The 17,464-nt window shown below is 46.1% G+C and carries 18 protein-coding genes; 3 read left to right on the top strand and 15 right to left on the bottom strand.

Translation table 11 applies throughout. From position 1 onward, the window contains the following. Positions 1–230: 230 nt before the first annotated feature. Positions 231–707, top strand: coding sequence for a hypothetical protein (locus MHB85_RS07150; protein ID WP_091015275.1), 477 nt, complete (start codon positions 231–233; stop codon positions 705–707). Between the two features lie 73 nt (positions 708–780). On the opposite strand, the gene purU is transcribed toward MHB85_RS07150, so the two are convergent. Then, positions 781–1,674: a formyltetrahydrofolate deformylase gene (gene purU / locus MHB85_RS07145; protein WP_017689986.1), complete on the bottom strand. Its 894-nt coding sequence runs from the start codon at positions 1,672–1,674 to the stop codon at positions 781–783. Positions 1,675–1,716: 42 nt separating this feature from the next. Then, entirely contained in the window at positions 1,717–2,823 is a 1,107-nt protein-coding gene (locus tag MHB85_RS07140) for a deoxyribonuclease IV (protein ID WP_091015278.1), read from the bottom strand. 169 nt (positions 2,824–2,992) lie between these two features. Here MHB85_RS07140 and MHB85_RS07135 point away from each other — a divergent pair, with 169 nt between their 5' ends. Together MHB85_RS07135 and MHB85_RS07130 are read left to right on the top strand one after the other, a co-directional pair. Further along, on the top strand, positions 2,993–3,460 hold the full coding sequence (locus MHB85_RS07135) for a DUF2621 domain-containing protein (RefSeq protein WP_179198465.1): 468 nt from the start codon (positions 2,993–2,995) through the stop codon (positions 3,458–3,460). A 159-nt stretch (positions 3,461–3,619) separates the two neighbouring features. Continuing rightward, the gene (locus MHB85_RS07130) at positions 3,620–4,531 is read left to right on the top strand and encodes a TIGR01777 family oxidoreductase (protein ID WP_105597724.1); all 912 of its coding nucleotides are present in this window, start codon (positions 3,620–3,622) and stop codon (positions 4,529–4,531) included. Between the two features lie 12 nt (positions 4,532–4,543). Here MHB85_RS07130 and MHB85_RS07125 read toward each other — a convergent pair whose 3' ends face one another. The 13 genes from MHB85_RS07125 to MHB85_RS07065 all read right to left on the bottom strand — a co-directional run bounded on the left by MHB85_RS07125 (position 4,544) and on the right by MHB85_RS07065 (position 17,314). Continuing rightward, the gene (locus MHB85_RS07125; protein WP_341072677.1) at positions 4,544–6,316 is read right to left on the bottom strand and encodes a DUF6382 domain-containing protein; all 1,773 of its coding nucleotides are present in this window, start codon (positions 6,314–6,316) and stop codon (positions 4,544–4,546) included. Positions 6,317–6,365: 49 nt separating this feature from the next. Further along, entirely contained in the window at positions 6,366–6,881 is a 516-nt protein-coding gene (locus MHB85_RS07120; protein WP_341072675.1) for an A24 family peptidase, read from the bottom strand. Positions 6,882–6,892: 11 nt separating this feature from the next. Beyond that, positions 6,893–7,924: a pilus assembly protein gene (locus MHB85_RS07115; protein ID WP_445739051.1), complete on the bottom strand. Its 1,032-nt coding sequence runs from the start codon at positions 7,922–7,924 to the stop codon at positions 6,893–6,895. Positions 7,925–7,953: 29 nt separating this feature from the next. Then, positions 7,954–10,182 (bottom strand): hypothetical protein, encoded by a 2,229-nt coding sequence (locus tag MHB85_RS07110; protein ID WP_341072673.1) that lies wholly within the window; start codon positions 10,180–10,182, stop codon positions 7,954–7,956. Next, a complete protein-coding gene (locus MHB85_RS07105) occupies positions 10,163–10,837 on the bottom strand; it encodes a TadE/TadG family type IV pilus assembly protein (RefSeq protein ID WP_341072672.1) in 675 nt (224 codons plus the stop codon). The genes MHB85_RS07110 and MHB85_RS07105 overlap by 20 nt, the downstream gene beginning before the upstream one ends. Continuing rightward, positions 10,821–11,009 (bottom strand): Flp1 family type IVb pilin, encoded by a 189-nt coding sequence (locus MHB85_RS07100; RefSeq protein WP_047842034.1) that lies wholly within the window; start codon positions 11,007–11,009, stop codon positions 10,821–10,823. Before MHB85_RS07100 ends, MHB85_RS07105 begins: the two co-directional genes overlap by 17 nt. An 11-nt stretch (positions 11,010–11,020) precedes the next feature. Next, a complete protein-coding gene (locus MHB85_RS07095) occupies positions 11,021–11,890 on the bottom strand; it encodes a type II secretion system F family protein (RefSeq protein WP_091015287.1) in 870 nt (289 codons plus the stop codon). A 12-nt stretch (positions 11,891–11,902) separates the two neighbouring features. Then, complete coding sequence (locus MHB85_RS07090) at positions 11,903–12,646, bottom strand: type II secretion system F family protein (protein WP_091016179.1); 744 nt, start codon at positions 12,644–12,646, stop codon at positions 11,903–11,905. A gap of 40 nt (positions 12,647–12,686) precedes the next feature. Beyond that, positions 12,687–13,988: a CpaF family protein gene (locus tag MHB85_RS07085; protein WP_445739029.1), complete on the bottom strand. Its 1,302-nt coding sequence runs from the start codon at positions 13,986–13,988 to the stop codon at positions 12,687–12,689. Next, a complete protein-coding gene (locus tag MHB85_RS07080; protein ID WP_091015290.1) occupies positions 13,988–15,205 on the bottom strand; it encodes a nucleotide-binding protein in 1,218 nt (405 codons plus the stop codon). The genes MHB85_RS07085 and MHB85_RS07080 overlap by 1 nt, the downstream gene beginning before the upstream one ends. Positions 15,206–15,366: 161 nt before the next feature. Then, a complete protein-coding gene (locus MHB85_RS07075; protein ID WP_017690000.1) occupies positions 15,367–15,750 on the bottom strand; it encodes a VOC family protein in 384 nt (127 codons plus the stop codon). A gap of 210 nt (positions 15,751–15,960) precedes the next feature. Beyond that, entirely contained in the window at positions 15,961–16,824 is an 864-nt protein-coding gene (locus tag MHB85_RS07070; RefSeq protein WP_091015291.1) for a DUF6612 family protein, read from the bottom strand. Between the two features lie 67 nt (positions 16,825–16,891). Further along, complete coding sequence (locus MHB85_RS07065) at positions 16,892–17,314, bottom strand: thiol-disulfide oxidoreductase DCC family protein (RefSeq protein WP_091015293.1); 423 nt, start codon at positions 17,312–17,314, stop codon at positions 16,892–16,894. Between the last annotated feature and the right edge of the window lie 150 nt (positions 17,315–17,464).

Genomic DNA, 17,464 nt, shown 5'->3' with positions numbered 1-17,464 from the left:
ATAATCCCTTGCCAATCAAGCAAAAACCGTACCAGGACAAGGCATTAAATTCCATAAACAGACCTATTAAGCCTCGCAAATCCATCGGATGAAGTATAACCTTTAACACGAAAACCATACACTTTTTAGATATTCAAGTTAAATTTACATAACATATCCTGAATATGGATTCGAAAGCGGGACTGTGGTTTACTTTTCAAAGTAAGCATCAATCATAGGAGGTTGTTATCATGTCTGTACCTGCTGCTCACCCTACTGGGTACTCAAATCGTTCATTACCCTGGATCTCTGGCATTTTAACAGGTATGGTTTCCGGAGTTGTCCTTGGATTATTCCTCAAAATAATTCAGCTTTACACTGGTGAAAAGGTATATACCTTACTTCTGAATATTGATTTTGTACCTGGACTTCCGCCAACCTTACCCGAAATCATTGAATTTTCTCTGCATCTCTTCGTGTCCGTGTTCATTGGCATCTTCTATCTATGGTGGGTAAGGCATTCTGGTCACCCGATGTTCAAAGGAATCTTGCTTGGTGCTGGATCGTCCCTGCTCTATATCCCGCTCTCTCAACTATCTTCACGTGTACCAAACCTTTACGATATAACAGCCATTCTCTACTGGGTAATCGGTCATCTGCTATTCGGTATTGTGCTCGGCTTGTGCGGAAAGTATATAAGCGCGAAAAAAGCGACTCACCGTTCGTAAACGAATGGGGTCGCTTTTTTCTCAATCTGTTATGTGGTTCCGAATCAACCTTGCACAGTATTAAAGTGTAAACTTAAAATACGACCGTCTTATTTTCATGAACGAGAACCCGGTCTTCGACATGCCATTTCACGGCACGTGCAAGCACAACACGCTCAATGGTACGTCCGATACGCTTCAGCTCGGTTACATCGTCCCCGTGGCTTACACGCTGCACGTCCTGTTCGATAATTGGTCCGCCATCCAGTTCTTCCGTAACATAGTGCGCTGTCGCACCAATGATTTTGACACCACGGTTATACGCTTGTGCATACGGTTTACCACCCACAAAGGCTGGCAGGAATGAATGATGGATATTAATGATTCGATTGCGATAGTGCTCAATGAACATTGGAGAGATGATCTGCATGTAACGAGCCAGAATGATCACATCCACATCGTTGCCGATGACGTCCAGTTGGCGCTGTTCCGCTTCTTTCTTCGTATCTGCTGTTACCGGAATATGATGATATGGAATGCCAAATGATTCTACATAGTCCTTCATGTCCAGATGGTTGCTGACCACAAGAGCAATATCTGCATCCAGGTCGCCTGCCTGCCATTGCCACAACAATTCAACCAGACAATGATCTTCTTTGGATACAAAGATAGCCAGTTTCTTCTTGCGGCTAACCGCAGATAACGTCCATTCCATTTGGAAACGGCTTGCCACTTCTGCAAAATCAGCTTCCAGTTTCGGCAAATTGACCAACAATTGCGGAAGATCAAACTCAATTCGCATAAAGAACATGCCGCCAGCAGGGTCCATGGTGTACTGGTCCGACTGAACAATGTTCGCACCATGCTGGTGCAGGAAATGAGATACCGCAGCTACAATTCCTGGACCATCCGGACAGGAAATGAGCATGCGCGCACGGTCGGCGCGGTTTTTAGAATCAGGGCGTACTTGTTTAGCGTGGATCTCCATCGGGTTATTCTTCCTCCTTCAATTAAGCCATGACCTGCGGGGTTAACCCGCAAGCCATGCAATCAAGCGATGATTCAGTTGTTCTTCATTCAAATGTGGGAACAACGCAGCTTCAGTCACCATGTCATAGAGGCGTTCCAGCGGTTCGCGCGGGTCTGCCTTTTTGGCTTTGGCATCATTTTTGAGCAACGTCCACACATCCAGAATATACGAACGGGACTCAATCTCTTTACCTTTGAAAAAATGTTGCAATTGTTCTACTTCTGTCAGGAATTCTTGGCCGAATCGACCGGCAACATCCCCACGAAGCAGCGCAATCTCCACCTCATACATTGGACGCTGTGTCTTGGCCTCTTTACCAATCCAAGGTGTCTCCAGAATAAATGGACGTCCTTGAAGCTTCTCATGGTTGACAATGCGGTTAATCGCTTCAAACCCGATCCAGCCAGAGCCAATCGGTGTATGGCGGTCCTTGTGCGCACCCACAGCATTCTTACTATCATTAATATGCATTACGGCAATGCGGTCAAGTCCTACCGTGCGATCGAATTGTTCCAGTACACCGTCAAAATCATTAACGATATCATATCCGGCATCATGAATGTGGCATGTATCCATACACACAGTCAGGCGCTCGTTATACGTTACTTTCTCGATAATCTGGGCGATCTCTTCGAAACTGCGACCCATCTCCGTACCTTTGCCAGCCATGGTTTCCAGAGCGATGTTCACATCTGTCTCTTTCACACCTTCCAGCACTTCATTCAACCCTTCTGCGATCCGTCCGATCCCATAGTGGGCATCTTTGTCTGTAAATGCGCCGGGATGTAATACGATGTTTTTCACACCAATAGCATGTGTCCGACGAATCTCTTCCTGAAGGAAATCTACAGCGAGTCTATACGTGTTGTCTTTGTATGAGCCAAGATTAATAATGTACGGTGCATGGACAACGATATCTTCCATTCCACCCTCTTGCATGGCAAGTCTGCCTTCTTCAATATACATGGATTCAATTGGCTTGCGACGTGTATTCTGTGGTGCACCCGTATATATCATAAACGAACTGGAACCGTACGAGGACGCTTCCTTCGTTGCACTCAATAATCCCTTGTCCGAAAAGGACACGTGGGAGCCGATTTTCAGCATTATTGATCCCCCTTAATCTGAATTATCCCTTATTCTAACGCGATTATCGAAATAAATCTAGAAATGCGTTATAATTCGGGATAGAGGCTATTTTTTACAGCTAATATGTGGAACATGGTAGGCGGAATCCGTCTTTCCGTGAAAATCAATGAACCGAGGTGACTCCGCAATGATTTTCGACTCCTACGCGATGATACTGACCAGCAATTCCCCTAGCAATTGGTTTATGAATACAATCGCATTCTGGACTTTTTTATTGCTTGGCAGCATGTGTATCGGTGGATTCTTCATGATGCGCAAGTTTTTGAAAGTGCTACCAAAAGCAGACGGCAAGTCCAAACTGGATTGGCAAAACTATTGGGTTGAAACCAGCCGTCACTTATGGACAGATGAAGCCAAAGCTTTTTTGGATCAACTAGTGGAGCCTGTTCCCGGGCCATTTCGAGACATCGCCAAACATTCCATTGCTGCAGAGATCGGTAAGATTGCAGTTGAAGACAATGCCACAGAAGTATCGAGAGATCATTGCATCAAAGGATACATTATTGCCACACCGAAGCGGGATAATAAGTTTTTGGTCAAATTTTTGGAGAAAAACAAAATCGATTATTCCCCTTATCAACATTTGATTAAATAAAATAAAAGATGAGTTAAGTGGCATATAGATTTGGTTAAATAAATACAGATATGCTCCGTCAGGTAGGTTGTTCCCAACAGGCAGTGCTTACCGTACGGGGCTGTTTGTCGATCCAACGGTATATATCAGCGCAGTGAAAATACAGAGAGGATGTTTGATATGAAAATTGCCATTTGTGGAGGTACCGGATTTGTAGGAGGAGCACTTGTAGATTACTGGCTGCAAGCCGGGCACCATGTGAAAGTTATTACACGTAAACTGCCTGACTTGCATAATCCAAGTAAAAATCTTACATATATATCGTGGGAACAAGTCGAAGAACAACCTCACTTGCTGGAAGGTATGGACGCTCTCGTTAACCTTGCCGGAGAAACGCTGAATCAACGTTGGACAACCAAGGCGAAGCTGGAAATTGTTGAATCCAGGGTCACGACCGTAGCGCGGGTAGCCCGATTGGTAGAATCCCTGGAACAAAAGCCGGAAGTGGTCGTCCAGGCTTCTGCCATGGCCATCTATGGAACCTCTCCTAACGAAACCTTTGACGAAAGCAGTCCGCAAAAATCCATGAATTTCCCGTCCCGGGTCTCGGAACAATGGGAAGTCGCTGCAGATGCAATCAAAAATGTAAGACTCGTTAAAATCCGGGTAAGTCTGGTTCTTGGACATAAAAGAGGTGCTTTTCCATTGATGAAACTTCCTTATATGCTGGGTGTTGGTGGCAAGATCGGCAGTGGCAAGCAATGGACTAGCTGGATTCACATTATGGATATCGTAAGACTCATTGATTTTAGCATTCAAAATAAACAAGTGTCAGGTCCGGTCAATGCTTCCTCGCCGAACCCTGTTACCAATGATGAATTCGGTCGTACGGTCGGTAAAGTGTATCATCGTCCTCACTGGTTCCCCGTACCCAGCTTCTTAATTAAAACCTTAGTTGGTGAACTATCCGTTGTTCTGCTTCAGGGGCAGAGAGTCATTCCGCAAAAAGCACTCGATCACGGATTCCAATTCACTTTCCCTACCTTAACCCAGGCACTGGAAGATCTGAAGCACCGCGGCTTGTCTGACTGATTGAACTATGCCTTATCCAACCGACCGATAAGTGTAAACAGATTCCGCAAGTGTAAATGTGTCTCCATCCGCCAAGGGATACTCCTTATACGGAGCAAGAATATTGCCCTGAAGAATGGTGCCATTGACGGAACCCAGATCCTTAATCACATAGCCCGATTTGTTCCGGCTCAATTCCACATGAGCACGGGACACGCCGGTCGCTGTGTCCACCCACTGAACCATATCCACTGATCTTCCGATGACAAAAGATGCTCCTTGCACATCCATCCGTTCATGTTGGTCACTGCTTCCCGATCTTCGTTCAAGATAATAAGACGCCATCACCGGGCCTGCCCCTGTAACATTACCTCCACTCAGATTCTGCAAATTCACGGTTGCCTCCGCAATTGCATCCTGTCGAATTAGCTCTGAAGTTGAAGCTACCGCTTCCACATGGCGCTGAACGAACGGTGGTTGGGAGTGTTCAGGTGTCATATGCAAATTTTGAAAACGGGAATGCTCGCTACCACCTTCTGAGGCGGATGCAACCGTTTTGTTTATGCGTTCCTCTTTCCTATCAGCTGTATTCCAGCGCCAACTTTCCTGAAATGGTTCCTCGTCCTCTTTCATTTGCTTGCCTTTGTTCTTACCTAAACTGAATGAAAAAGACCGCTTATTCTCTGAGTCATTATGAGTGCTTCCCTTACGCTTCCACGTCCATCCTGCTACACCAAACAAGCCAAGGCTGAGTACCATGCACAGGATCATCTGCGTCTGTCCCGGTTGCTCCATGTAAATAAATCTCCATACCAATGCCATGGCAACCATGCAGCCCAATATGATATAGGTTACTTTTGAAGAACCAGGCTTTTCCTCCACCTCCATATCAACACGCTCTAGCGAATCATATGGGTTACTTCGTCTCTTATCCATGTTGTTTGAGCTTTCTAATGAAGATTGCTCAGGTGAGCGCCTGCCTGAAAAGGTTCGAGATCTCACCGGAATGTCTTCTACTGCAGATTCACTTGTTTTCTGCGGCTGACGAAAATTTGGCCCAGGCTCCACAGCAGCGTTGTGAACGGAAATACTCGTTTGATATGGCCGAGAAGAACCAGTGACTAGCCTGCTATCTCGCTCAGAAATCGACGAAAGAAGATCACCCCTTGAATCATTGGGTGTTTCCGAAGTTCTGGATGAGAGAAATGCTGCGCCTCCTCCATTCTCTTGCTCGTCAGCGTATAATTCCAGCAGAAGCTCGCGCAACTGTCTGATATCCCAGCGCTCGTTGTCACATAACTGCAGAACACGCTGAATGCCTTCTCCCTGCAGTTCCTGTACATGTGCCATCAGCCTGATCACCAGCTCACGGAATTGCTGAGGCGTTGGATCAACTTCAACTGTATCCATGATTGGTACATATACCATCCCAAGTTCGCCCTGTTCGAATGAACCTTTGATGAACAAGTACTCTTCCTGGATCAATAATTTACGAGGCTCCAGCATATATTGCCGGCATTCCGTGAAAGCATCAGCTAGTTGGAACAACAAACCATACAGAACACGCAACTTGATTTTGCTTGACTTTAACATCTGGGATAACATCTTGTACCCTGATATGTCGTACTGCAAAGTTACATTTCGATCGACTTCCCGAATATGAACAGGAAGAAGTCGCGGAATTTGATTGGAGGATAACATCCCCATCTGTACCCGGCTCAATTCCTCCATTCGTAACCCGTCATCTTTCTCCAAAACCATAAACGCTCCGCCGTTACGAATAAAATCTCTCGTTAATCCATACATGCCAATCCTCTCTTTCCGTTGTTACTCCCAAATTTCTTTACTCCTTCATTTAATGGAAAACTCCTGAGATAAGTACAGTGATAAACCCGGGCAATACGGCAAGCATAAATGGAAACTTCAATGTCTTCTCTTTATTTACCAGCTTGAGCGAACCGAGCATGAAAAAACCTGCAAGACTACCTGCCATGCCTCGAATTCGTTTTGCTGAATCTTTACGGAATAGAAGTATTACTAGACCAATTGCGCCCGCGTACAAAACAGAGTAAATAATCACATGAATGCCAAAAGCAAACCCCGTCCATGCCCCAATCCCACCAAACAATTTCACATCTCCTGCTCCTACCGCCCCAATCGCATACATCAGAAACAAAATGCCAAAACCTGCTGCAAATCCAGCGGCTGAGAACAAGAAACCATCCCACCCTCCCCATATGATATGGGCCAATACGCCTGCAACAGTCACGGGTAAAGTCAATCGATTTGGAATTTTCATGGATCGAATGTCAGTAGTAAAAGCTGCAATAATGTATAGGCCACAGGCAATGTAGAACCACTCCACCTCCATCATCCCCTTCCTTATTTCTTGGAGGCCACATTAAACGTAGTCTCCGTCTTGGCACCGTCTCCTGTCTCAACGACAAAACTCCATGTTCCTTCTGTTGTCCGAGTACCAACAAACCAGTTCCATTCAATAATTCCATTCTCATCTGCGCTCGCCCAGCCGATGTGCTTCGCAGAACTTTCACCTGACTTGTAAAATATCGTTAAGTTGGCTGTCGCTCCTGGTTCTACCTTCACCTTGATCGTTGCATTGTTGCCTATGTAAGCCGGGTCAGGCTTCGACAGTACCGTTGCTGAACCCGCAGTATCCCCGTCTCCTGCGCTGCCATCCGATCCTTCTCCGGTATCTCCAATCCATACCCGTTCTGCCGCAGCAGCCTGAATCCGAAGCGGTTTACTGAGAAAGGGGACTTTTACAGGCAATTCATAACTCAGTTCAAGTCGGAAATATGGATTTGTTTTGTTTTTGAGATCAGGTATCGAAATACCATTCACATGAACACGTTCCATATTCAGCAGCGTTGGCTCGATAAATGGTTGAAGCAGCGGTTTTACCGTGGGATCAAGTACGGTTTCCAAGACGGATGTCTCGATCTCCTGTAGTGGCTGTTCACCACTGGCCGCCGCTGAACGTACCCAATCACTTAATGGCTCGGGTAGAGAAGAAGCATAACCTTCTGCCCATTCCGTCAGAGATAACTCTGGTATCTTCCAACCCCCTCCAGAACCTTCTCCTCCGGCAGAATCAGAAGGTGTGAATGCAAGGGAAACGGGATATATTTTCGTTGATAACTGCTTCACCGCTTCACCCGCTGTGCTTTGTAACGCTGTGGAGATTAGAGTCATCTGCACTATGAAGATGAGAAACATGATAAAGAACAGAAAGACAGGTAACACCAGTGAAGCTTCCAGAACCATACTGCCCTGTTCCTTTTTCGGAGAACATATCTGCTTTTTGAGAGACTTCAAACGCTGCAATCTGATTATTCTTATTAAACGGGTCTGCATTTGTGCGCTTTCTTTTTCATAATGTTGCTGCTTGTCCATAATCCCTCCACCGAAACGATCCTGATCATTCAATAGGAATAATCCGCCTTCCGCTCAATGAAAAATCGCCCATCTTCAACCTGATCCGCACTACCCATAACTGCACCTATGCTTCTAACCACCCCTGGTAAAAACCACAGCTTGATGCTACTACGCATGTTACCCGAAGCGTATGTCTGTTTCTCATCCGGATTCACACCCGTATTCAATCGAATTAGCGCCAGCATTCTGGACATTTTGCGTTCATTGTTACTGTGCATCAATAGAAACAATCGGAGATGGTCCCTGTACGTCAGTTTGACTTTGATATACTTGGACAATTCCACACTGCCCTCTTTTGCTAGTTTCACCATATCCGCGATGGCGTTTGTAATCCCGTATAAGATTGCCGCCGATAATACCAGCAGTGGGTTCCCAAGCTTGCTGTGCTCAATTAACCCTTCGGCCGTCCGAATAGCGAGGCGCATCCCGAAGATTTCCGTATATGCCGCAGCGATGTTACCCGATGGATTATGAAACCCGTATACGATATACTCCAGTTCCTGATTCTCCAATTTGAAAACATCACCCGCATCTCCACCTCCTTCAGTCCAGGTAAATAACTGACCAAAATCCATGGAATTGAAATAGGCTAAAGCATATTCATTCTGAAATAATTCGTCGCCAAGACTGTCCAGCAGACCGGACATCCCGCCAAACAAACTGTCCATTCCCTTCATGGCATCGCCACCAGAGTCATAGGGATCACCAGCAATCTCTGCCTTTTTGGCTTCCTCACGACTAGCCTCGTTAAACGCAATGTTAGCGTTGTAATACTCCTCAAGCTGTTTGAAAGCGTCCATGGAACCAGCACTTCCATTCTGAATCTGCGACAAGATTCGTTTAACTTCCTTCAATTTCCCTTTGGATTCCTTATCATTCGCTTTGCGCTCAGCATCCGACCCACGACCACCCTCCAGCTGCTGTTTACTTTGCAGGATGAGATTAGCAGGACCGCTACGCACATAGGTGTCCATATATCGTTCTGTAACCTGACTTGCCTGTCTGACCGCCGGTTTAATTGGAACTCCACTCATTCCCGTAACGCTGCGAAGCTGATTATTCAACTCCATGTTGTCTCTTCTGACGTTAGAGAAGTCCGAATTCTGTGAAACCACACGTGCTTTCAACTGATCAAATAGGCTATCCGCCCTCACAAGCTCCGAGGCGAGGGAACGTGTGCTTTTAGCTTCACTGCCTAATCCAGTAGATGCAGGACTCGTTCCAGGCAGATCCGAGTTGCCTACGTTGTCGTAACTGGCATTCTGCGAACGGTTCTCCCCCTCCGCGATCACACGTTTCATTTCCTCATTGATCTTACGTGCTTCTTCGATTTTGGACTGTGCTTCCTCCAGCTTCGTTTGATGGGCCTGTAACGCCGGTTGTATAATCATGCTGATGCCTGTCACCACATTACCAACACCCGTCCGATAACGAGCCAGTTCCAATATGTATTGTTGCTCTCTGAACGGCAGTCCCTCATCTGCCTGTTTCTTGTTAAGATAATCTGCATAACGTGCTGCTGCCTCGGTAGCTGTCTCTGGTGTTTCTTCCAACATTTCTTCATAAATAGCTTGTGAAGGCGGGTCCATGATTAACTTTGGAAGATTCTTCAGCTTCTCCGCGGATTCCGTCTGATTGGCAATGGCTTCGTCCAGTAGTTCTTCACGTTTGTCATATAACTTCTGTAATTTTTTCAGCAAGTCTACCGTGTGCGCGGCTTCCTTCATCTCGTCTGATATCGGTTTGAACCGATTGATCACTTCAAGGGTAAAATCAACCGGAGCCCGATACTTCATATCCTCCTGAATCTGGCGATTAAATATATCGTATCTGCCCAGTTCACGCTCCATGCTCAGCGAAGTTGTATCCCACTGGATATCCAGAATGGGGAATCCATCTTTTACAGATGAAGGCTTCACACTATCATTCAACACTTTAGCCATAATCGCATCCCCACTGCTGTCACCATACCCGAATAAACCATACTCTCGGAGTGATGTGTCATAGGCTGACATGACGGATCTCATCGCAGCATGTGTCATGCGTTCGGTCTGCACCTTGAATGCCGCTATACGAGCGTAATCAATAAATATAGCGACAAACATATAAACTCCGGCCAATATTAATATTAAAAAAAGGGTTACGGCTCCCAATTCACCGTCTTTTTTTCTAAACAGTTCCGCCCTCCTCCTTTTCTCACTTTTTGCTTTTGCCAAAATGCTGCACAACCTGTCCGGCTTCTGCCGCTGTAGTGGTCCCCGCACCGCCTTTTCCTTTAAACTTGGCTGCGTAATACCGGATTAAATCTACAGTTCGAATGAATTCAACCGGTTCAACAACTGCAGACGATCCCTGGGTCAGTACACGGTTACCTGAATCGAACAAAAAAGAAGGAAGAGGCAAAGAAATTACTTGTTCCAGCTTGGTTGTTACTTTCCGCTGAATCAGAGAATTCTGATACTCAATCGTTCCTTTCATAGCTGAGGGCATATGTTGCACCGCTTGTGCTAATTTCTGTTCCGAGAGATTGCCGCCTTCACCAGCAGGTATAGAAACGCTAACCTGATTATCCGCTCCCGCCCAGCCAAACAGCGCTCCAAGCATACGATCGTCCGTCAGTCGCCAGTACAGATTGTCATGTTCTCCAGCAACATATTCACCTGTCATCGCCTGCTTGTGGCTGTTGTCCCAGCTATAGGCTGCACGTTCGGAAGCTTCATAAGCATGTTGATTCAGGAATGTCTTTTGATACATGTACATGGTAAAGAAGAGTAACAACACAAGAATAAACAGCACAACAGGGAAGATCAGGGAGGCTTCAACCGTGAAGCTCCCTTCTTCCTTTTTGAACTTGTTATTCGAAGAATTCATTACTTTTATTACTCACATTAGTTAACAGTCTTTCTACCAATTTTTTAATTTGGTCCTTGAAAATCAAAGCAATAATGATAATAACTCCGATAATCAGAATCAGCTCCAATGTGCCGAGCCCGTCCTCTTCCTTCCAAAATGCGTTTACCTTGTTCTTCAATACTTCCATCATCCCAATTCCTCCTACATATTCATCATCATAAAAGCAGGTGCCCCGATCATGACCACAATCGTAAAAAAGATCAGTACCATCGGAAACACCAATTTGGAAGAAGCCTGTTCTCCCTTCGCCCGACTGACAGCCTTGCGTTTCTCCCACAACACATGTGACAGATCCCGCAGCGCCAATACAAAGTCACCTCCCCCACGCCGGAAATTCAGCAGCACCGTTGTCGTAAAAATCGTTACTTCCTGTACACCGCAGCGGCGGCTGAACTGTTCAAATGATTGTTGAAACGAGTAACCATTATTCCAATCTCCCACCGTCTTTCTAAGTTCGTTGTACAACGGATGATTCCGTTCCCCCTGGCTTGTCACACAGTGAACGATAGCGCGTTGCACGGTCTCCCCTGCGCCAACCAGCAGTACAATTCGGTTCAGCAGCTCAGGCAGTTCCATAAGAATATCCTGGTCTCTTCGCTGCACCTTTGTATTGAGATCTTTGTAGAGCGCAAAAGGCAACACTGCACCGAGCGCGAGCCCACCCATCATACCTCCGATGCCCATATCTCCAACGAGTGATAACAGGCAGCCAACCAGCAACATGAGCCATGTATAGGTCAACATTTCAGCGCAATAGAGCATCGTTTTCTCTCCACTGTGCTGTATGCCATACATTTTCTGAATGGCATGTTGCATCCGAAACATGAGTACTGGCAATCTGCGTCCAATCTCAAACTTGTCCAATATAAACAGGAAGGGGCCATGCAATTTTTTCAGTCGTAATCCTTCCATATCCAGCTTGCGCAAATGCCGGTAGGTCTGTCCCCGGGTTCGATCCAGCACCAGCCATCCCGCTCCGAGCATCCCTGCGATTATAACGGGAAGCAGCATCGTTTCAGCTCCTTATACTTTGATATCCATAATGCGATTAATCCACAGATAACAGCAGGCGAGTACTGCCAATGCACCACTAGAGATGAGGTACCCCATCCCGCTATATAACGGCTCCATAAAATCCTTGGCGGTCAGATTGAGGAATATCAGAAAAATAAATGGAGCGGCAAACATCACCTTTGATTCAAACTTTTTCTGCGATACCGCGACCATAATATCCTGCTGAATATCCAGCTTCTCACCAATCACCGCAGAGGTACGACGCACAACCTCAACCAGATCCCCGCCAGTTCGTTTGCACGTAATGAACACATCTGCAAAATTCGTAATATCTTCAATCTGCGCCCGATCCGAAAAATCCTGTAGCGCCTCTTCGATTGGTTGTCCATACTCCATCCGTGTCCGCAATATCGTGAACTCACGAATCAGATCGGTATCCGCTTCCGGGTTCAACATCCGCAGATCTTCCACGGATTCCTTGAATCCATTTTCCACCGATTTTCCTGCGGCTAGCGCCGAAGATAATGCATATAATGCTTGCTTAAAATGTAAACTGAGTGTCATTCTTTTTCGTTCCAACAGCACTTTAGTCCAATGTTTTGGCACCCATATGCAACCCGCAGCGAGGATCGCTCCAGCCAACCAGTGATGATAGAACAGAATTCCGATGCCAAAAAACAGCAGACCACTAATCAGCATACAGACCATTCGTTGTCTCCGGGAAAGCGTATATACGGTGTAATCCGTCAACATCTGTCTGGCTTCACCCAACAATAATCACCTTCCAATGACTTTAATTCACGTTGTTATCTGATGAATATATTCCAACACTATATTGTTCTATGTATCCATTCAGCCATTCCCCGAGCCCAGCCATCTGAATTTTATCCACCTGATTCAACTTCCCAACCTGTACTAACCCACCAATAATTTTGCCTTCACGCTCTTCTTGTTCCTGGAAACGAAACAGTGGATTCAGCAAAACCTCACCGTTCTGCATGCCAATCACTTCACTAATCTCTGTCACCCGCCGTGAGCGGTCTCGCAGCCGAGATAGATGTACGAAAATATCGATTGCTGAACTAATCTGCTGCCTTACAACCGCAATGGGAAGATCTGCACCACTGAGCACCATCGTTTCGAGTCTGCTAATCATGTCCGAGATGGTATTCGCATGCCCTGTAGACAAAGATCCATCATGGCCAGTGTTCATGGCCTGCAACATATCCAGCGCTTCTGCGCCCCTTACCTCACCAATCACAATCCGGTTCGGACGCATCCGTAAGGAAGATTTGATCAGATCCCGAATAGATATCTGTCCCTTGCCTTCGGTGTTGGCATTTCGCGTTTCCAGTGATACCAGATTTGGTACCGTAACTATCTGTAGCTCAGCCGAATCCTCAATGGTAATAATCCGCTCATCGGAAGGGATAAACTGGGATAATGCGTTCAGAAAGGTCGTTTTTCCCGATCCGGTCCCGCCTCCAATGAAGATGTTGTATTTGCTCCGTACCAACTGCTGCAATAATTCTGCCGCTTCTTCATGCAGGGCTCCCTTTTCAATCAGATCGGACATCTTCATCGGTTCACTGGGGAATTTACGAATCGTCATCGTGGGACCTTTCAAGGCAATAGGGGGCAACACGATATTGACCCGCGAACCATCCTTTAAACGGGCATCTACGATTGGAGAAGACTCATTCACAATCCGGTTTACCCCGGACACAATCATCTGGATAATATCCTCGAGCCGTTCCCTGGACTCAAATTCAAGGGTGATCTGGCTGACTTCACCTTCCTGCTCCACAAAAATCTCCTTGTGACTATTGATCATAATCTCCGTAATATCGGGATGATCCACAAGTGGCTGCAAAATATCCAACCCACGAAAGGAGTCAAACAATCGCTGTACCAGCGTGTGACGCTCTCCTGAGGTCAGATCATCCAGCTTCGGGTCAGACAGAACTTTGCGTTCTATCCCCTGCCACAGTTCATCATCTCCTGCGGAAGAGGTTAAATCGAGGCCAGCCCTGACTTCCCTGCGCATCATCTGAAACTGTTCTTCACGATCCAGTAATCTATTGGATGAATCCATCATAGTGCCCACCGATCCTGCTTCTGAATTCGTCCCGTCTGCTTCAATTCTTCTTCGCCATCTTGTACCAGCATGGCACATAATCTCTTCACTTCACGTTGGAAGATCGGAGAACTGAGCATGACTTCCTCCTGACTGAGTTGTTTCCAAGAAGGGATGTAGGGCAACACTGCATCCAGATGCAGATCAGGGCGTGGGAGTGCATTGACGACATTGTCCCGATATTTGTTAACCACAAAGCGTGCACGCTCCAGCATACTTTCGTACAAATCTGGCTTCGTTCGTTCAGCATGCTGCAACCATTGCCCCCATCGATGCATGGCAGATATATCATCCTCAACCAACCAGACAAATGCATCTGCTGCATCCAGCACCCCTTCACTGCGCCCATCCCAACCGGAATCCCCATCCAGAATCAACACGTCATACTGTCCACAATCCGTTAAATAACGAAGCAGATTCGACGTATCCTCACGAGTCATTTGTAACAGTTCTTTCCGATTCGATAATGGCCAGAACACATCGGATTTCAGCGCTTCATGCCGGACCACATATCCATCTACGCCCTTCGATTGCACCTGTAACTGCTTGCCGGATTCCTTTCTTCCTACCTTCAGATCGTATAACAGGCGTGACAATCCCGTCTCCGCATCCGGGTGACGTTGCCCACTTCTTGTTAGTCCCTTTTCCAGAAACGGGTGCGTACTGTCCAGTGTCTCCAAATTCAGATAGAGAACAGCATATCCTGCAAGTCCCAATTGCTTCGCCATATGCAGGGCCACTGCCGTTTTGCCACTTCCACCCGAAGCGGATACTACACCGATGGAGAGAGTCTCTTGCCCCGGATGGTGAACCTTCTTACGGCGTGGCTGCCGGCAAGCATGCATCACAGCATCCAGCAAAGCAGGCAAGGATTGATATTTCATCAGCCGTTTGGCCTCATCTACCTCTTCCAACCCTTCACTAAGCATTAGCCAAGGTACACCCGATACTTCTCCCCCGTTATTCAGCCAGTCATTCAGAAACTCCGGTTCCGCAATAACCAGATCCGGTAATTCTCGACCTTCTTGCTCATTCATGTGATCCTTGAATGAATCTCCTTGGGAGAATGCCGTGAAACGCACATGGAGACCAGACGAATTTCCCTGTACATAATCAAGCCAGGCGCTAATGTAATCTCTATCCTTTGAAACCAGAACAACCTTCAGTACAATCAAATTCCCCTTCCCTCCCTGTCAAAAAGCACAAAAAAACACCGTCCAATAACCGCATGACTATGCAGTATATGGACGGTGCTTCCGTCACGTGCTATGAATGTATGGATAATATAACATACAATTTCTGGGGGAGCAAGGGATTTATTCTAACCCTTTTTCCCTTACGAGTTGTAAGGTGAATCGAACTCAATAATGTTACGGTCCGGATCAAGTACAAAAATCTGTGCGAATCCCGCTACACTGTCAGGTCTCGCTTCATACTCAATTCCCTGCTGCTCCAACCAAGCTATAGTCCCTGAATAACTGGTGACCCAGATTGCAAAGTGGCCGTCTGTTGTGTCAATCCCAGCCTCACGTAACGTGTGACCCTCCGGGTGCTGTAACAGATGAAGCTGCTGGCTACCGATGGCATACCATGTACCTGTGGAGCGGAAAGGCGGACGTTCAATCTCCTGCATTCCCAGTAACCCCGAATAGAATTTCTTCGCGATTTCCAGATCACGTACAGCCAAACTAACATGGTGGATGTGTGCGTATTCAATCATCTTGTATATCCCCTCTCTAATTATACATGACTATACTATAACACCTTGAACCCTGACCATAATCTCCGCTAAAAAGAAAACACCCCTGACTCTGATCCGCCAAGCCTCACGGCTCACACAGATCCAGTTCAGAGGTGCTGCAAACGATATGCATTGATGCTCGCTTAGAGAATTGAATTCATCTTCAACATATCACTTGGCATAACCAAATTATTTAGCGCTATCCAATGCTTCTTGTGGAATCTTGATCTCTTCCACTTTATCCTGGTTAGAAAATGTACTGTTCATCTTCATGTCCATCGTCATTTTCTGTCCATTCTGTTCCATCTCCATGACCATGGTTACGTCCGTACTTGCAGGCAGGTAGGTTTCTTTGTTGATCATATACTTCATCTTCATGCTGGTAATATTCATCTGATCAAGCATGGCTTGCATCTGGGCATCCGATCCGTTCTGCTCCATCACGGCTTTGGCCAGTTCCTTCACATTATCACCGGATACGTCAGCGTTAATCACATAATTGTCGCCTTCTTCGGTCACTTCAGTATCTTCTTCAATCTTTTTGAATTGCTCCAATTCACCTTCGGGATTCATGCTTGCTTTCATCTGCTCAATCAGTTCCTTGGTTTGAGCTTCAGGAATCGCAACCCATTGATCCCCAACTTGAGAGTAGATTTTATCCGAAGTGATATACTGCTTCACGTTCTGAGCTTCCTGTCCCGACATTTCCATTTTCATCTCTTGATAGATCATCATTGGATCTTTGATGATATCCATCTTGAGCGATGTTTTAACCTGTTGATCCTGGGACTGTTCACCAGCATCCAGTTTCAGATTCTGATCAATGTTTGCTTCAGTTGTGAAGCTTTTCATTTCTTTGGTTGCTTCATTCGTTTTGGTAATCAATTCATCCAAGGTAGGGATCTTTGTTGCCTGCTCTGCAGGTGTATTGCCCTCGTTGGATGTTTCGTTGTTAGTCGCTGGCGGCGTTGCCGTATTATCTGTATCGTTACCGCATGCTGCCAAGCTCACTGCTAATAATGCCCCGATAAATAATGTAGTCCACTTCTTCAAGTTGTTGTCCTCCCAAAATAGATATGATCTGTAGTCATTACCCAATTATTCCCGTTATTAATCACACTCACAAAAATCGATCTTTGATCTCCGGTGTAGGCAACATGCACGCTTCATCCTTGCCAAACCAGCGATAACGGTTGCGAGCAACCCAGTTATAGACTGCATTACGAATAAATTTCGGTATGATGATGAACACATATAACAACGGATAAGGAAACTTCAGACCCTTAGCCAATCGCAGTGCGGCGGTTGAACGTGTATAGTATTTTCCATTTTCAATCAGCACAAAGGTATCCATACTGTCTGTCGACAAATTGCCCTTCGCCAGCAGTTCCTTGGCTATATCCGATTGAAGCGATGCAAAATGATATTTCCCTTCCGGGTCACGCTTGATAATCCATTTGGTTAAGCCTTGGCAGAAGTGACAGACACCATCCACCAGTACGATCGGATGTCCCTGATGCACATCTGTTTGATTTGCTGTCATATTGGCTGCCTCCTATTGTTGCGGTTAGAGTAACTTACCCAATCTGGGCCTTCTTGTTCACTTATTCTAAATTTATTTCTTCTAGAGGTAGTTCAAAAAGACTGAAAACCGCTCTTTTTGAACAAGCATTAATAGGAAGTAAAAGAAAAA

The sequence above is a fragment of the Paenibacillus sp. FSL K6-4396 genome, assembly GCF_038002525.1.
Lineage (GTDB): Bacteria > Bacillota > Bacilli > Paenibacillales > Paenibacillaceae > Paenibacillus > Paenibacillus amylolyticus_B.
Note: the sequence above shows the minus strand (reverse complement) of the source record. Positions and strands in the feature narration are given on the sequence as shown.

Excerpts from the sequence above, each read along its gene's own strand:
- MHB85_RS07105 (WP_341072672.1), bottom strand. The coding sequence starts at position 10,837 with ATGAATTCTTCGAATAACAAGTTCAAAAAGGAAGAAGGGAGCTTCACG.
- MHB85_RS07125 (WP_341072677.1), bottom strand. The coding sequence starts at position 6,316 with ATGTATGGATTAACGAGAGATTTTATTCGTAACGGCGGAGCGTTTATG.
- MHB85_RS07075 (WP_017690000.1), bottom strand. The coding sequence starts at position 15,750 with ATGATTGAATACGCACACATCCACCATGTTAGTTTGGCTGTACGTGAT.
- MHB85_RS07090 (WP_091016179.1), bottom strand. The coding sequence starts at position 12,646 with ATGTTGACGGATTACACCGTATATACGCTTTCCCGGAGACAACGAATG.
- MHB85_RS07150 (WP_091015275.1), top strand. The coding sequence starts at position 231 with ATGTCTGTACCTGCTGCTCACCCTACTGGGTACTCAAATCGTTCATTA.
- MHB85_RS07120 (WP_341072675.1), bottom strand. The coding sequence starts at position 6,881 with ATGGAGGTGGAGTGGTTCTACATTGCCTGTGGCCTATACATTATTGCA.
- MHB85_RS07135 (WP_179198465.1), top strand. The coding sequence starts at position 2,993 with ATGATTTTCGACTCCTACGCGATGATACTGACCAGCAATTCCCCTAGC.
- MHB85_RS07085 (WP_445739029.1), bottom strand. The coding sequence starts at position 13,988 with ATGGATTCATCCAATAGATTACTGGATCGTGAAGAACAGTTTCAGATG.
- purU (WP_017689986.1), bottom strand. The coding sequence starts at position 1,674 with ATGGAGATCCACGCTAAACAAGTACGCCCTGATTCTAAAAACCGCGCC.
- MHB85_RS07065 (WP_091015293.1), bottom strand. The coding sequence starts at position 17,314 with ATGACAGCAAATCAAACAGATGTGCATCAGGGACATCCGATCGTACTG.
- MHB85_RS07095 (WP_091015287.1), bottom strand. The coding sequence starts at position 11,890 with ATGCTGCTTCCCGTTATAATCGCAGGGATGCTCGGAGCGGGATGGCTG.
- MHB85_RS07130 (WP_105597724.1), top strand. The coding sequence starts at position 3,620 with ATGAAAATTGCCATTTGTGGAGGTACCGGATTTGTAGGAGGAGCACTT.
- MHB85_RS07100 (WP_047842034.1), bottom strand. The coding sequence starts at position 11,009 with ATGATGGAAGTATTGAAGAACAAGGTAAACGCATTTTGGAAGGAAGAG.
- MHB85_RS07115 (WP_445739051.1), bottom strand. The coding sequence starts at position 7,924 with ATGGACAAGCAGCAACATTATGAAAAAGAAAGCGCACAAATGCAGACC.
- MHB85_RS07140 (WP_091015278.1), bottom strand. The coding sequence starts at position 2,823 with ATGCTGAAAATCGGCTCCCACGTGTCCTTTTCGGACAAGGGATTATTG.